Raw genomic sequence first — 14,106 nt, 5'->3', positions numbered from 1 at the left:
GAGGCGCATGCTGAGCGCATGACGTCGCAGCAGATGATCGACCCCTCCGTCCCGCCGAGCGGCCCCGGCTGCGTCGAGTGCGAGCAGTCCGGCTCGTGGTGGCTGCACCTGCGCCGCTGCGCGCTCTGCGGGCACATCGGCTGCTGCGACGACTCGCTGAACCGCCACGCGACGGCCCACTACCACTCGACCGGCCACGCGGTCATCCGCAGCTTCGAGCCCGGCGAGGACTGGTTCTGGGACTACCGGACCGACGACTACGCCGACGGCCCCGCCCTGGCCGATCCGCAGAGCCACCCGGCGAGCCAGACCACCCCGGGGCCCAAGGACCGCGTGCCGCGCGACTGGCAGTACCTCCTCGCCGAGCGCGCCGAGCGCGGCTGAGCCGCGCGCCTCCGCGAGAGCGCAGGACTTTCGCGAGAGTCCAGGAGTTGTCGCACTCGGCATCGACTGCGACAACTCCTGGACAGTCGCCGGCCGCCGGCTCCCTGCGCACGTCCGCAGGCGGCGTGCAGACAGAAGTCGCCGTGCTCGAGACCGACGACGGCTACTTCTGGATGGTCGCGGCGGCCCGCCCAGGAGCGATCGCCACGAGAGTCCAGAAGTTGTCGCACTGGGCGTCGACTGCGACAACTCTCGAGCAGTCGCGGCCGTCGGAGCCGCCGACACCCAACGCTCGTCCGCAGACGGCGAGTAGCCAGGAGTCGCCGTGCTCGCGACCGACCACGGCGACTTCTGGATGTTCGCGGCGGCCCGCCGACGAGCGATCGCCACGAGAGTCCAGGAGTTGTCGCACTGGGCGTCGAGTGCGACAACTCTTGAGCAGTCGCGGGAGCAGTCGCGGGAGCAGGTCGGAGCCAGCTGACCAGCCGGCGGCCGACGCCGCGCCTGATCGGCGTTCGTCAGCTCCGGACCCCGCCGGCCGAGCCCCGCCCCGTCACCCCCTCTCGACCCCGTCCAGCGCCTCCGCCTCGGCGATCCGCAGCCGCATCTGCCGATAGCGGTGGAACTGGTACACCCCGTGCAGCACCGCGAGGACGACGGCGGCCGCCATCCCGCACGCGATCGCGGGGACCTCGTCCGCGCCGCTCTGCGTCAGCGCGAGCGCGACTCCGGCGCCCGCCACGATCGAGTTGACCACCGCGATCGCCGAGGACATCGTGAAGAAGATGCCCCGCCAGCTCTGCCGCCGGCCGATCTCGAGCAGCTCGTTCGGCGCGTGGCGGCCGCGCGGCACCGCGAAGTAGGCGCCCGCGCCCGGCAGCAGGGTCCCGTAGTAGCGACGGATGCGCTGGATGGCCGTCAGCGCGGCGACGTCCTCCATCGAGGTCTGCACCAGCCGCTCGTAGGTGAACACCCCCAGCAGCACGACGACCGGGATGATCACCGCGAGGAACCCCATCGCGTACCGGGTCGGGGCGAGGAAGCCGAAGGCCACGAGCGAGCTGGAGAGCATCGTCAGGTAGAGCGAGGCGCGGCTGCTCGACTCCGTCACGGTGATGCCGCGCGCCGACTCCAGCACGAAGTGCTCGGTCAGCAGGGCGTTGAGGAACGCGGCCGGACGGTCGGGGAGCGACGCGGCGGAGACGGCGGCCTCGGGCAGCGCGGGCGTGCGGGGAGAGTCCTCCTCGTCGAGGCGGTCGCCCGGCTCCGGATTCACGGCCGCACCTCTCGCGGGGCCGCCCCGCGGCGTCCGCTCTTCGAGTCATCCGACTCGCGCACCGGCTCCACCCGCGCGCCTACCGTCGGACGCGACGCCGAGCACCGCCACCAGGGCGCGTGCGCAGACACCGAAGGGCCGTTCATGACCGACACCCGCCACCTCCACTCGAACCAGCGAGACACCCTCGAGCGGCTGCTCGAGGACTCGCCGAGCCACAACGTCCTCTGGGCGGACGTGCTGACGCTGCTCGAGGCCGTCGGCACCGTCCACGAGAAGCACGACGGCGCCTTCTCGGTGACGGTCGGCTCGACGACCGAGACCCTCCACCGGCCGCACCGCAAGGACGTGGACGAGCAGCAGCTCGTCGACCTGCGCCGCCTGCTCCGCGGAGCGGGGTACGGCGCATGAGCGCCGGGACGCCCGCCGACCTCACCGGGTCGGCGGCCGAGCGCCTCCGCCGGCTGGACGCGCTCGACGCGGGTGCGCTGACCGAGGAGTGGCTGCTGCGCCAGCTGCGCCTCGCGCTCGGGGATCTCGCCGCGCTCGAGCCGGCCGCCGAGGCCGAGCAGGAGCGGCGCGAGGACTTCTGACGCGGCGGGCGGCCGTCCGGGGTGCACGCGGCCGGCACCCGGACGGCCGCCGGCCCGCACCCCGCAGCGCCACCCCGCTCCGCCGCTCATCGCCCGGCCGCCGCGCTGCGGGCGCGCAGCAGCACGCCGGCCGTCGCGGTCGCCGCCAGCACGAGCGCCGCGAACACCGTCAGCACCGTCGTCGCGGCGACGAGGTCGAGCGCCGCTCCCGCTGCCAGTGCGGGCACCGCGAGCCCCGTGTACGCGACCAGGAACACCACCGCCAGGGTCTCGCCCCGGCGGGCCGGATCCGCGAGCGCGACCGCTGTGCCGATCGACCCCTTGAAGAGCAGCCCCACCCCGAAGCCCGAGACGACGGCGCCGGCGAGGAACACCCCCAGCTGCGGAGCGATCGCTCCGGCCGCGACCGCCGCGAGCCCGACCGCGCAGCCCGCCACCGCGATCGAGAGCTGCAGGCGCGTCCCCACCTTCACGAGCAGCAGCTGGCCGAGGGCCGCGGAGGCGAACACGGCGAAGGACGTCGCGCCGGCCAGCAGGTGGTCGCGCACCTGGAAGGTCTGCACCAGGAACGTCGGTGCGAGCGAGGTGAAGAGGCCGAGGACGGAGAAGGCCGAGAACGCTCCGAACGCCGCGAGCAGGAACGCCCTGCGCGCGTCCGCCGGCACCGAGAGCCGCTGCGGCCGGTAGGCGGGCGCCGTCTCCGGCACGTCGACCGTCTCGGGCACGAGGAGCAGCGCGAGGCCCGCCACGAGCAGCGCGACCAGGAACACCTGGTGCGGCAGGAGGAGCGGATCGGGCAGGAACTCGGCGAAGACCCCTCCGAGCAGCGGGCCCAGCGAGAGTCCGCCGAGGTTCACCGCGCCCGAGATCGACGCGGCGACGATCGTGTTCTCGTCCGGCCGGGCGCGGGCGCGCAGCTCGCCCAGATGGGCGGTCGCGGTGGCGGTGAGCATCCCGATGCTGACGCCGTTGACGAAGCGGGCGACGATCAGCCCCGGCACCTCCGTCGTCAGCGAGAAGAGCACGGCCGAGATCGCCGAGACGAGCACCGCGATCAGCAGCACTCGGCGGCGGCCGAGCCAGTCGCTGACGTGACCGGCGAGGCACAGGCTCACGATCACTCCGACCGCGTAGGCGGCGAAGACGACGGTGATCACGAACGGCGGGAAGCCGTCGAGCTGCTGGTAGAGCGGGTAGAGCGGAGTCGGCACCGTCGAGTAGGCCATCACGAGCAGGAAGGTCGCGGCGACGATCCAGAAGCCGACGCCGTGGCGCACCGTCGGCAGCCGGCGGCTCACGAGGTCTCCTGCAGGTGGCGGTGGGCGAAGGTGACGGCCATCGCGCCCTCGCCGACGGCGGAGGCGACGCGCTTGACCGAGCTGCGGCGCACGTCCCCCGCGGCGAAGGAGCCGGGGACGCTGGTCTCGAGGTAGAACGGCGCCCGCTCGAGCGGCCAGTCGCGAGCCGCGTGCTCGCCGGCGAGATCCGGTCCGGTCACGAGGTAGCCGCCGGTGTCGCGGACGATCGCGGTCTCCGCCGCCCACGTGGTGTCCGGCTCGCCGCCGATGCAGACGAAGAGGTGGGAGGTGGCCAGCGCCCCGTGCGCGCCGGTCGCCGAGTTCTCGACCTCGATCGACTCGAGGGCGTCGGCGCCGTGCAGGCGGGTGACGCGGGAGTCGAGCAGGATCGTCACGTTCGGCTGCCGGACGACGCGCTCCGCGAGGTAGGAGGAGAGGCTGTCGGCCAGATCCGGGCCGCGGACCAGCATGGTCACGTGCCGAGCGTGCGCCGAGAGGTTCATCACGGCCTGCCCGGCCGAGTTGCCGCCTCCGACGACCACGACGTCCTCGCCCTCGCAGAGCGGCGCCTCGCTCGTGCCGGCGCCGTAGTAGAGGCCGACGCCGAGCAGCTCGTCCTCGCGCTCGAGGCCGAGCCGGCGCCACTGGATGCCCGTGGCGCAGATGTTGGTGCGGGCGACGACGGTCGTCCCGTCGGCGAGCAGCGCGTGGATCCGGTCGTCGGAGAAGCGCCCGCGGATCCCCTCGCGCATCCGCAGCAGCTCGGCGCCGAACGAGACGGCCTGCTGCCGCGCGCGCTCGGCCAGATCGGCTCCCGCTATCCCGTGCGGGAAGCCGAGGTAGTTCTCGATCAGGCTGCTGGAGCCGGCCTGCCCGCCGATGGCCGAGCGCTCGAGGACCACGACCTTCAGCCCCTCCGAGGCGGCGTACACGGCGGCCGAGAGCCCGGCCGGGCCGGCTCCGTAGATGGAGAGGTCGTACTCCGCGAGCCGCGGCGAGCCGACCCAGCCGAGCCGGGCCGCGACCTCGGCGAGCGTCGGATCGGAGGCGCGGCTGCCGTCCGGGAACACCACGAGGGGGAGTGACGCGGTGGCGAGCGGGTGCCCGGCGACGGCGAGGCACTGCTCGTCCGTGTCGATCGGCGTCCACGAGAACGAGACGACGCTGCGCGAGAGGAGGTCGCGGATCTCCCACGCGTCGCGGCTCTCGCGCCGCCCGTAGAGGCGGACCTGCGGGAGGTCCCCGGGCACGGTCACGAGGCACGCCGCCGCTCGAGCCCGTCGCGGAACTTCATCAGCTTGAGGCAGAGGTGCAGCGTGCTGCGGGCGAGGCCGTCGTCGAGCGCGTCCCGGACCGCCTCGGGCAGGTTGTCGAGGCGGTAGTAGAGCGTGGTGCGGTGGATGTGGAGGAGCCCGCACGCCTCCCGCACGCTGCCGCGCACGTCGAGGTAGGCCTCCACGGTCCGCCGCTGCACCTCGTCGCCCCGCTCGAGCAGCGTCGCCGCGGCCGGCGAGAGCATGGCGAGCTGCGAGCTGTCCGCCCCGATCGAGGCGAGGAGCACCCAGGCCCCGAGCTCGGCGATGTCGGCCCGGCTACGGCTGTCGGGCAGGGAGCCGACGATGGTCGCCGCGAGAGCGGCCCGCTCGGCGGTCGGCAGGAGGTCGTCGTCGCGGACGTCGAAGCGGGCCGAGCCGATCGCGTCGACGGCCGTGCCGCGGCCGCGCGCCTCCGCCCGCAGGACGTCGTCCGCCTCCGCAGCGGCCTCGGGCGCCTCCACGCTCACGAAGAACAGCACACCCTCCTGGTCGCCGAGGAACGTCAGGCCGGAGGCGGCGCTCGCGTCGATCCGCCGCGCCAGCGCCGTCCGCTGCAGGGAGCCGGTCGGGCCGGTCAGCCGCACCGCGCGGACCACGGTCTGGGCGTCCCGGCGCAGCCAGCGGCGCTCGACCGCCTCGGCGAAGGAGGCGCGCCGGGTGCCGCCGTCGCCCGACAGGAGCGCCGCGAGGACGTCCGCGCGCCGGGAGCTGCCGCCCGCCCGCGTCGAGGGGCCGAGGAGGCGGCGGATCGCTCCGACGGCCGCGTCGATGAGCGAGTACTCGGCCGGAGTGAGCGGCGCGGGCCGCTCCCGGGGGAGGAGGAGGGTCGCGAGCCGGCCCCGCGGATCCTGGACGGGGAACACGCCGTCGTGAGGAGCCTCCTCGCGCGCGCGCGTCGCGGCCAGCACCCGGCTCGAGGCGTCCTCGATCGTCACCGGGCGGTCGAGAGCCTGGGCGAGCTCGTCGGCGAGGTCCTGCAGAGTCATCGGCGGGGATCCGTGTGGGGGGCCATGCCGTGATCCTCGCGGAGGGAGCCCTCCCGAAGCGTGGCCCTTCCAGGCCCACCTTGCGCGTCGGATCCGCTGCCGGCCGCGATGAGACGCTCAGCCTCCGCTGCCGGAGCGGTCCCCGGGGAACCCGTCCGCGAGGAGGCGGTCGAGGACGTCCGGCCAGTCGAGCAGGACGCCGATGTGGCCTCGACCGGGCCGGATCGTGAGCTCCGCGGCCGGGTGGAGGCGGCGGATCCGCTCCGCGTGCGCGACCGGGACCACCCTGTCCGCCGCGCCGTGGTGGAGGAGGACCGGCGCCGCGAGGCGCGAGAGGTCGACTCCCCAGGGCATGACGAGAGCGAGGTCGTCGTCGACGCTCCCGCCCTGTTCGAGCTCCGAGGCGCGTCCGGCCTCTGCGCCGAGCGCAGTCAGCGGGCCGTCGAGGGCCGAGTAGTCGTCACCGGTGAACTGCTCCGGATCGAAGCGGGCAGTCGCCCCCCACTCCTCGCGCGCAGCCCGGCCGTCGCGCGCGCTGAGAAGAGCGCCCGGATCCTGCATGCCCTCGAACCACGCTCCGTCGTCGCTGAAGGGCGCCGGGCTGCCGAACGTCGCGACGCCCCGGACGCGATCACCTCCGAGAGCCCCGACGGCCAGCGCGTGCGGGCCGCCGCCGGAGTAGCCCGTCACTGCGAAGCGCTCGATCCCGAGCAGGTCGGCGACGCGGAGCACATCGGCGGCCGCGTCCGCGATGCTCCGTCCGGGAGCCCGCATCGAGCCGCCGAAGCCGGGACGGGCGACGGAGACGAGCCGGATGCCGCGCGCCGCAGCGGCGTCGACGTGGGGAGCGAGGAGTGCGCCGGTGTGCGGTGTCCCTCCGCACCAGACGACGACAGCGCGGGGGGCTCGAGTGCCGGGGAGGTCGTGGGCGACGAGCGTGCGCGAGTCGACGCGGAACTCGTGCCGGGACGTAGCGGCGCGTCCGGTCATGGAGGAACGGTAGCCGCAAGTCGAGGGCAGTGCGCGTCGCCCGGCCCGACCGGGATGCGACGTCTCGTCGTAGGGTCGACGGGAGGGTCGGTGGACCCTCGGACGGGAGGGGTCCGCATGTCGATCGACGAGGTGTCCGACGGGATCGAGGCCGCCGCCGCGCTGCCGCACGTGCGCTCCGGCTTCTCCGGCGCGACACCGTACGGGATCGCGCAGCGCTTCGCCGCGGGGGAGCTGACGCGGGAGCAGGCCGTCGACGAGCTCGGCCGCCGGCGCTACCGGCCCGGATCGCCGAGCGACGGCTTCGACTGGACGACCCTCGACCCGGGGGAGTTCGAGGAGGTCCGCCGGGCCCTGTCCCATGGTCTGCTCGACGACGCGATGTACGACGAGATCCTCGACCGGTACAGCGGGCAGGGCTCCTCCGGCGAGAGCGCGGCGTCCGCGGAGGAGAGCGCATGAGCGCCGGCCCCCTGGACCTCGCCTTCACCGCTCCGATCGGCGTCACCGTCAAGGGCGACCTCTGGTCGTGCGTCGAGGTGCCCGGCTCCGTCGAGATGCTCGGCACAGGGAGGTCCGTGAAGGTGGTCGCCACCGTCGACGGCGAGCCGGTGACCGCGGGCCTGCTGCCGACCGGCGCCGGCGGTCACATGCTGTCGATCAGCGCGAAACTGCGGAAGACGATCGGCAAGGACCTCGGCGACGTCGTCACCGTCCACCTGACCGAGCGCCTGAGCTGAGCGCTGGAACCGGAGGAAGACAGGTGAGCGGAGCGGAGGAGCCGGCCTGGGCGGATCCGGAGCCGGAGGTCCACCGGGCGCTCGCGCGGTGGGCGGCGGAGTGCGCGGAGCGCGCCCTCCCGGCGTTCGAGGAGTGGGACCCGGACGATCCCCGGCCCCGGCGCGCGCTCGACGTCCTCCTCGCCTGGGGGCGGGGCGAGGCTCCGATGACGGAGTGCCGCACGGCGGCCTTCGCGGCGCACGCCGCAGCCCGTGCCGCGACGCAGGCGGGCGAGCGGGCCGCCACCGCTGCCGCGCGGGCGGCCGGGCAGGCCGCAGCCGTCGCGCACATGGTCGATCACTGCTCGCACGCCGCCGTGTACGCCGCGAAGGCGGTCGGACTCCGGGGGAGCGACGCCGACCGGGACGCGGAGCGGCGTCACCAGTGGGAGGGCCTCGCCCCCGCGCTGCGCTCCCTCGGCTTCCCGAAGGGGCTGTGACGCCGGCCCGGTGCACCTCACCGGGCCGGCGCCCGCGCGCTCAGCGGTGCGCGGGTCGGAGCCCCAGCAGCGTGTCGACGACCACGAAGGCCGCGAGGCTCGCCCCCAGGAGCGGGAGGAACAGCCCGACCGCGGCGGCGACGACCAGGACGGACGCGACTCCCCACCACGGCGCGCGCCGGAGCGCTCCCCGGGCCGGCGGGGTGCCGCCGAGCCGTCGGGGGCCGCGGGTGGGGCGGCGCTTCCACCACATCAGGTACCCGAGCACGACCATCGTGGCGATGCCGGCCGCGGTGACGAACAGCAGCAGCTGGTTGGGCAGCCCGAACATCGAGCCCATGTGCGTGTCGATGCCCCAGCGGGAGAGCTTGGCGACGAGGCCGAAGTCGGCGAAGTCGACCCGGTCGACGACCTGCATCGTGCTCCCGTCGATCGCGACGCCGTCGACCTCGGTCGGGAAGCTGCGCTGGATCTCCTGCACGACCCAGGCCGAGCCCTCCGCCGCGGGTGGCCGGATCTCGACCAGTCCCGTGTTCACGTTGACCTCGCGGGCGACCGAGAGCACCGAGTCGTAGGCGGCCGGCGAGTAGCCCGCCGTCGACTCGACGGCGTCGCCGGTGGCCGCGCCGTGTCCGGCGTGCCCGGCGTGCTCGTCGGCCACCTCGCCGGTCCGGTCGCCGAGCGTCGTCCCCAGCGAGGGCGTGGTCCAGCCGACTGCGGAGCGGAGGGTCTCGAAGTTCCCGCCTCCGTAGAGCGACCAGGTGATGCCGGTGGTCGAGAGGAACAGGGCGCCGACGAGCAGCCAGACGCCGGTGGAGGCGTGCCAGGAGAACAGGCGCTTGTAGCCGGTGGTCCTCGGCGCGGGGCGCAGCAGGTCCCTCTTCACGCGGGCTCGGCGGAGGCGGATGATCCAGAGGCCCAGGCCGGCGAGGGCGACGATCCCCAGCCAGGAGGCGGCGAGCTCGCTGTAGTAGCGGCCCACGTCCCCGAGGTGCAGCGTCCGGTGCAGGTCGCTGACCCAGGTCCGCAACGGCAGGGCGCCGCTGGTGCCGTAGGCGGTGAGCTCGCCGCGGACGTCGGCGGTGGCCGGGTCGATGAAGACCGCGCGGGTCTCGCTGGCGCCGAGCGACGGGTCCGCGTACATCACCCGGGTGGTGTCGCCGGGGTTCGGTGCGGGGCGGACGGCGACGATGCTCTGCCCGCCTCCGGTGTACGCGTCGGCGGCGTCGATCTGGTCGGCCAGCGGCAGGTAGGTGTCCGCTTCGGGGGCGTGCAGCTCCTGCGCGTAGACGACCTGCTCGAGCTGCGGGGTGAGTGCGTAGAGCGCTCCGCTGGTCGCGGCGACGAGGATGAACGGCCCGACGAACAGGGCGGCGGAGAAGTGCAGGCGCAGCAGCAGCTGTCCGAGCCAGCCTGTGCTGCTTCTGCGCGGCGGGGGCGGGGTGTCGGCGGAGTCGCGGGGTCTCGTGGCGGTGGTGGTCATGCTTCTGGTCCTTCGGTGCTGTGGCGGGTGCCGGTGAGGGTCAGAGGAGGGTGTCGCCGATGTAGCCGCCCTCGACGCAGCCCGGCGGGATCGCGAAGACGGCGGAGCCGATCGGCGTCGTCCACTCGTTGAGCAGGTCCAGCTCGTCCAGGCGCTTCTGGATCGGCACGAACTGCGCGGTGACGTCGGCCTGGTACGCCGCGAAGATCAGCCCGGAGTTCGAGATGTCCTCGCCCGTCGGGGTGTCGTCGTAGTTGTAGGCGCGGCGGTGGAAGCGCTCGGCGGTGTTCTCCGAGCGGGCGCGCCTCATATGCGAGAACTCGGGGATCACCGGGAAGCCGATGGTCGTCGTCGCCTCGAAGTCGGGCTCGTCGGCCTCCGCCGTCCCGGTGAGGGGCGCGCCGTTCGCGAGGGTCCGCCCGACGGACTGCTCCCGGCCGCCGCGGTCCAGGCGGTCCCACTTGTCGAGGTCCATCCGGATCCGGCGCAGCACCAGCCCGGTGCCGCCGGCGAGCCAGCCGTCGCGGACCCAGACCAGTTCGTCGAAGTCGACGTCCTCGGGGCGCGGATTGACGGTCCCGTCGACCTGGCCGAACAGGTTCCGCATCGTGGTGCCGGCCTTCTCGGAGCCGTGCGCCCGGCGGAACCCGGTCTGGGTCCAGCGGACGGTCGCGAAGGTGCGGGTGTTCTTCAGCAGCATCCGCAGCGCGTGCGCGATCGTGAACGCGTCGTCGGCGTGGAACTGCAGCAGCAGGTCCCCGTCGTTCCACTGCTCCTCGAGCCGGTCGATCCCGAACGCGGGCAGCGGTGCCAGCCAGGCCGGCTTCGCCGCCTCGCCGGCCGCGAGGGACACGAGCCTCGGCCCGAACCCGAAGGTCACGGTGAGGCGGGCGGGGACCACGCCGAGCTCGGGCTCGGAGTCGGCCAGGGCCGGCTGCCCCTGGGTGAGGCGCGCGGCGTCGTCGGACAGGATGCGCAGCATCCGCCGCAGCCCGTCCCGGTCGGTGCTCTCGCGCAGATCGAGGGCGACGAAGGTCGCGTGCGCCTGCGGTGTCGCGGCGATCCCCGCCTGGTGCGCACCGTGGAAGGGGATCGTCTCGTCGCCGTTCAGCGCCGCGGCCGCTGCCGGCGCAGCGCCGCCGCGGCCGAGCAGCTGGTCCGCTCCGATCGCACCGGCCGCGCCGATGCCGGCGACTGCTCCGCCGAGGAGGAGCCGTCGCCGGCTGACGGCGCTGCGCGGGCGCTCGTCGGCGCCGTGGCCGGTCTCGCGGTCCTCGCTCATCAGCCCTCTCCGCCCATGTCCATGTCCATGTCGCCGCCCTCGTAGTCCTCGTTCGCGCCGGCGTAGTCGCGCGCCGGGACGGTGAACTCCGTCGTGGAGTCGTCCGAGAAGGTGAGGGTGACGGTGACCTCGTCTCCGGCGACGATCGGCGCGGCGAGGTCCATCAGCATGATGTGGTTCCCGCCGGGGGCGAGCTCGAGGCTGCCGCCGGCGGGGATCGTGAAGCCGCTCTCCTTGGCGCGCATCACCATCTCGCCCGACTCGTTCGCCACGGTCTCGTGCAGCTCCAGCTCGGAGGACGCGGCGGAGGTGGCGGACACGACGGTGACGTCCTCGGTGCCGGAGTTCTCCAGCTCACCGAACGCGGCGGACATGCCGGAGTCGGCGGCCTTCACCCAGCCGTCGGTGATGCTCACCTCGGTCGCAGCGGGCGCGACCTCGGCGGAGGTGCTGCCGGAGGCTCCGGCACTGCAGCCGGTCAGGGCGAGCAGGGCTGCGGTCGAGAGGGCGGAGAGGGCGGTGATGTGTCGAGTGCGCATGGTGTGGCGCCTTCCTGTGAGGTGGTGCGGTGGGTGGAGGACGTCGGCGGTCACGACGACGTCCGGTCTTCGGTGGTGGTCGAGGGCCGCCCGCGGCGGCGGGTGATGAGGAGGAAGGCAGCGACGGCGAGGACCGCGCCGGTCAGACCGATGAGGACCGGTCGGAGGACGTCCGGCGGGGCCTGCGAGGAGGCGGCTGCGACGACGGTCGGCTCGACGGTCGGGGTCGATTCCGCCACGGCCGCGGCCTGCGCCGAGGCGCCGTCGCCGACGGTGAAGGGGACGACGCCCGCGATCGGGTGGCCGTCGGCGGAGACCACCCGCCACTTGAGGTCGTAGGAGCCGCCCGGAAGCGCCGCCTCGAGCGGAGCGGTGACCGTCGAGTCGGTCAGCTCGACCGGGCCGGACACGTGGTCGATGCCGTCCATGTCGGTGACGAGGACCAGCGCGCCGATCGTGAGGACGTCCTCGGAGTACGTCAGCGTCACCTCCGCGGGCGAGTTCGTGAAGTGCTCACCGGAGCCGGGAGTGCTGCTGATCAGCTGGTCGTGCGCCTGGACGGGCCCGGCCGTCCCGATCAGGACGCCCGCCAGGGCGAGGGCTGCCAGCGCGGCGGGAAGCCGTCGCAGGGGTCGAGAGGTCATCGGTCGGTCTCCTTCGTGGTGGTCGGACGGGGAGTGCTCCGGCTGTCGAGCCGGTTCAGGTGGTCGTTGTAGGCGGTGAGCTCGGACTCGCCGTCGCGGTCGGCGCGCCGGTCGTAGCGCTTCGCGGTCCGCTCCTCGGAGCGCACCCACTGCGCGACCACGACCAGGGCGATCAGCACCATCGGGATCTCGCCCGCCGACCAGGCGATCCCGCCGCCGACGCCCTGGTCGGCGATCAGCGCCTCCGTGTCGGTGAACCCGAGCGCGGTCCACCAGGACGCGGCCAGCACGGTGGTCTGCGACATGATCGCCAGGCCGAAGAAGGCGTGGAACGCCAGCGTCGCGAGCATCACCAGCAGCCTCAGCACGTGGCCGGGCCGGTTCGGGCCGGGGTCGACGCCGATCAGGACCCAGAAGAAGAGGTAGCCCGTGGCGAGGAAGTGCAGGGTCATCAGGACGTGGCCCTGGTGGCTGAACATCGCCCACTCGAACCAGCCGGTGTAGTAGAAGACGACCAGGCTGCCGGCGAAGAGAACGGCGGCGACGGGCGCCCGCGACAGCACGGCGAGGTAGCGGGAGTGCACGACGGCGAGGATCCACTCGCGCAGCCCGCGCCCGCCGTCGCGGCGCACCGGCAGCACCCGCAGAGCGAGCAGCACCGGTCCGCCGAGCACGAGCAGCGGCGGCACGACCATCATCAGCAGCATGTGCTGGATCATGTGGGTGCTGAAGTGCACCTGCCCGTACACGGCCGGGCCGCCGCTGGTCGTGTAGGCGAGGGCCGCGCAGCCGGCCACCCAGGCGACGGTGCGCCCGAGCGGCCAGGCGTCGCCGCGGCGCCGCAGCCTCAGGACCGCCGACACGTAGAGGGCGGCGCCGACGACCGCGATCCCGAGCCAGACGGCGTCGAGGTGCCACTGGTCGAGCATCCGCTCGGGCGTGACCTCGGGCGGGTAGCGGAAGCCGAGCAGACTGCGCCGGACGTCTCCGCTGATCGGGTCCTGCGAGACCGGCGGCGCGCTGTTCGAGAGCGCCACCGAGACGCCGATGGTCAGCGCCATCACCACCACCTCGCCGACCGCGATCGCGACGAACGCGCGGCGGTCGGCCGGGTCGGCGCGCAGCCGCGGGATCAGCCGCAGCCGGTGCCCGAGGCCCGCGCCGCCGAGGGCGAGCAGCGCGACGGCCTTGACGATCAGCAGCTGCCCGTAGGGCGTGCCCAGGTCGTCGAGGTCCTCGATCCGGAGCGACGCGTTCACCAGACCCGAGAAGGCGACCGCCCCGAACGCCCAGCCGGCCAGCACCGAGTAGCGCGCGACGACCACGCCGAGCTGGGCGCCGACGGTCCGCCGCAGCAGGATCACCGCGGCGAGCCCGCCGGCCCAGGCCGTCACTCCGATCAGGTGCACGGCCAGGCTGTTCACCGCGTTCGCGTGCTCGTCGGCGCCGGCGGCGTGCCCGGAGAGCGAGAGGGGGAGCAGCGCCAGCACCGCGATCGCGGTCGCCGCCGCCACCCAGGCCAGCCGCCGCGAGAACAGGGTGAGGAGGAGGACGGCCGTCGCGCACGCCGTCGAGGCCACGAGCGTCTGCCCCAGCTCGATCTGCGTGGCGTAGAACACGAGCTGCGTCCGGAAGCCCGGCGCGTCCAGCGGCTGCCCGATCGTGTTCGCCGCCGTGAACACGAGGACAGCGATCGCGGACGCCACCCAGACCGCGGCCGACCAGGTCGCCCAGCGCAGGGCGCGGTTCTGCGAGTACGAGACGACGCCCGGCGCGATGCGCTGCCCGGGCAGCAGGAAGGTGGCCGCGGTGAGCAGGCCGATGGTCAGAGACGCGGCGGAGTCGTGCAGGACCCGCGCGATCGGCAGGCCCCGCGTCACCAGGTCGCCGGGGTCGATCAGCCGCGTCTCCACCGAGAACGCCCCGGTGTACGACAGGCCCAGCAGGGCGACGGCGACCGCCGCCGGTATCGCGAGCAGGAGGGACGCCTCCGCCCCGCGGAGAGGAGCGGCGAGCGGCCGCTGAGGCGGGAGGAGGTCGTCGTCGACCGGTGTCGATGCTTGTGCCACAGGCGTGGCTCCCTTCACGGGCGTCCC

The 14,106-nt window shown here is 74.0% G+C and carries 16 protein-coding genes; 6 read left to right on the top strand and 10 right to left on the bottom strand.

Features of this window, described 5'->3' with window-relative positions; genetic code table 11:
• The first annotated feature begins 18 nt into the window (after positions 1-18).
• On the top strand, positions 19-384 hold the full coding sequence (locus GSU40_RS15645; RefSeq protein ID WP_104227372.1) for a UBP-type zinc finger domain-containing protein: 366 nt from the start codon (positions 19-21) through the stop codon (positions 382-384).
• A 553-nt stretch (positions 385-937) separates the two neighbouring features.
• On the opposite strand, the gene GSU40_RS15640 is transcribed toward GSU40_RS15645, so the two are convergent.
• Positions 938-1,660, bottom strand: coding sequence for a hypothetical protein (locus tag GSU40_RS15640; RefSeq protein WP_160035756.1), 723 nt, complete (start codon positions 1,658-1,660; stop codon positions 938-940).
• 144 nt (positions 1,661-1,804) lie between these two features.
• Between GSU40_RS15640 and GSU40_RS15635 the strand changes: the two genes are divergently transcribed.
• Both GSU40_RS15635 and GSU40_RS15630 read left to right on the top strand, forming a co-directional pair.
• Complete coding sequence (locus GSU40_RS15635; protein WP_104234134.1) at positions 1,805-2,071, top strand: hypothetical protein; 267 nt, start codon at positions 1,805-1,807, stop codon at positions 2,069-2,071.
• Positions 2,068-2,253: a hypothetical protein gene (locus tag GSU40_RS15630; protein ID WP_104224778.1), complete on the top strand. Its 186-nt coding sequence runs from the start codon at positions 2,068-2,070 to the stop codon at positions 2,251-2,253. The genes GSU40_RS15635 and GSU40_RS15630 overlap by 4 nt, the downstream gene beginning before the upstream one ends.
• A gap of 86 nt (positions 2,254-2,339) precedes the next feature.
• Here GSU40_RS15630 and GSU40_RS15625 read toward each other — a convergent pair whose 3' ends face one another.
• The 4 genes from GSU40_RS15625 to GSU40_RS15610 form a co-directional block, all read right to left on the bottom strand.
• Positions 2,340-3,551 carry an MFS transporter gene (locus tag GSU40_RS15625; RefSeq protein ID WP_244229513.1) on the bottom strand — a complete coding sequence of 404 codons (1,212 nt, stop codon included), beginning with the start codon at positions 3,549-3,551 and terminating at the stop codon, positions 2,340-2,342.
• On the bottom strand, positions 3,548-4,807 hold the full coding sequence (locus tag GSU40_RS15620; RefSeq protein WP_208543335.1) for an FAD-dependent oxidoreductase: 1,260 nt from the start codon (positions 4,805-4,807) through the stop codon (positions 3,548-3,550). Before GSU40_RS15620 ends, GSU40_RS15625 begins: the two co-directional genes overlap by 4 nt.
• Entirely contained in the window at positions 4,804-5,853 is a 1,050-nt protein-coding gene (locus GSU40_RS15615) for a helix-turn-helix domain-containing protein (protein ID WP_160035754.1), read from the bottom strand. The genes GSU40_RS15620 and GSU40_RS15615 overlap by 4 nt, the downstream gene beginning before the upstream one ends.
• Before the next feature lie 117 nt (positions 5,854-5,970).
• Positions 5,971-6,843, bottom strand: a complete 873-nt coding sequence (locus tag GSU40_RS15610) for an alpha/beta hydrolase (protein WP_160035752.1) — start codon at positions 6,841-6,843, stop codon at positions 5,971-5,973.
• 117 nt (positions 6,844-6,960) lie between these two features.
• On the opposite strand from GSU40_RS15610, the gene GSU40_RS15605 reads away from it, so the two are divergent.
• From GSU40_RS15605 to GSU40_RS15595, 3 genes are read left to right on the top strand one after another with little or no spacing between them, the layout of a single operon-like run.
• Positions 6,961-7,305 carry a hypothetical protein gene (locus GSU40_RS15605; RefSeq protein ID WP_160035750.1) on the top strand — a complete coding sequence of 115 codons (345 nt, stop codon included), beginning with the start codon at positions 6,961-6,963 and terminating at the stop codon, positions 7,303-7,305.
• A complete protein-coding gene (locus GSU40_RS15600; protein WP_160035748.1) occupies positions 7,302-7,583 on the top strand; it encodes a DUF1905 domain-containing protein in 282 nt (93 codons plus the stop codon). The genes GSU40_RS15605 and GSU40_RS15600 overlap by 4 nt, the downstream gene beginning before the upstream one ends.
• Positions 7,584-7,606: 23 nt before the next feature.
• A complete protein-coding gene (locus GSU40_RS15595; RefSeq protein ID WP_160035746.1) occupies positions 7,607-8,062 on the top strand; it encodes a putative immunity protein in 456 nt (151 codons plus the stop codon).
• Positions 8,063-8,102: 40 nt separating this feature from the next.
• On the opposite strand, the gene GSU40_RS15590 is transcribed toward GSU40_RS15595, so the two are convergent.
• From GSU40_RS15590 to GSU40_RS15570, 5 genes are read right to left on the bottom strand one after another with little or no spacing between them, the layout of a single operon-like run.
• Entirely contained in the window at positions 8,103-9,545 is a 1,443-nt protein-coding gene (locus GSU40_RS15590; protein WP_160035744.1) for a PepSY-associated TM helix domain-containing protein, read from the bottom strand.
• A 40-nt stretch (positions 9,546-9,585) separates the two neighbouring features.
• The gene (locus tag GSU40_RS15585) at positions 9,586-10,827 is read right to left on the bottom strand and encodes a Dyp-type peroxidase (RefSeq protein ID WP_160035742.1); all 1,242 of its coding nucleotides are present in this window, start codon (positions 10,825-10,827) and stop codon (positions 9,586-9,588) included.
• The gene (locus GSU40_RS15580; RefSeq protein WP_160035740.1) at positions 10,827-11,366 is read right to left on the bottom strand and encodes a copper chaperone PCu(A)C; all 540 of its coding nucleotides are present in this window, start codon (positions 11,364-11,366) and stop codon (positions 10,827-10,829) included. Before GSU40_RS15580 ends, GSU40_RS15585 begins: the two co-directional genes overlap by 1 nt.
• A gap of 50 nt (positions 11,367-11,416) precedes the next feature.
• Entirely contained in the window at positions 11,417-12,010 is a 594-nt protein-coding gene (locus GSU40_RS15575; RefSeq protein WP_104250440.1) for a copper resistance protein CopC, read from the bottom strand.
• Positions 12,007-14,079: a cytochrome c oxidase assembly protein gene (locus tag GSU40_RS15570; protein WP_244229512.1), complete on the bottom strand. Its 2,073-nt coding sequence runs from the start codon at positions 14,077-14,079 to the stop codon at positions 12,007-12,009. Before GSU40_RS15570 ends, GSU40_RS15575 begins: the two co-directional genes overlap by 4 nt.
• Between the last annotated feature and the right edge of the window lie 27 nt (positions 14,080-14,106).

This window comes from Rathayibacter sp. VKM Ac-2805 (genome assembly GCF_009834265.1).
Taxonomy (GTDB): Bacteria; Actinomycetota; Actinomycetes; order Actinomycetales; family Microbacteriaceae; genus Rathayibacter.
This window is presented reverse-complemented; position numbering and strand designations above follow the sequence as displayed.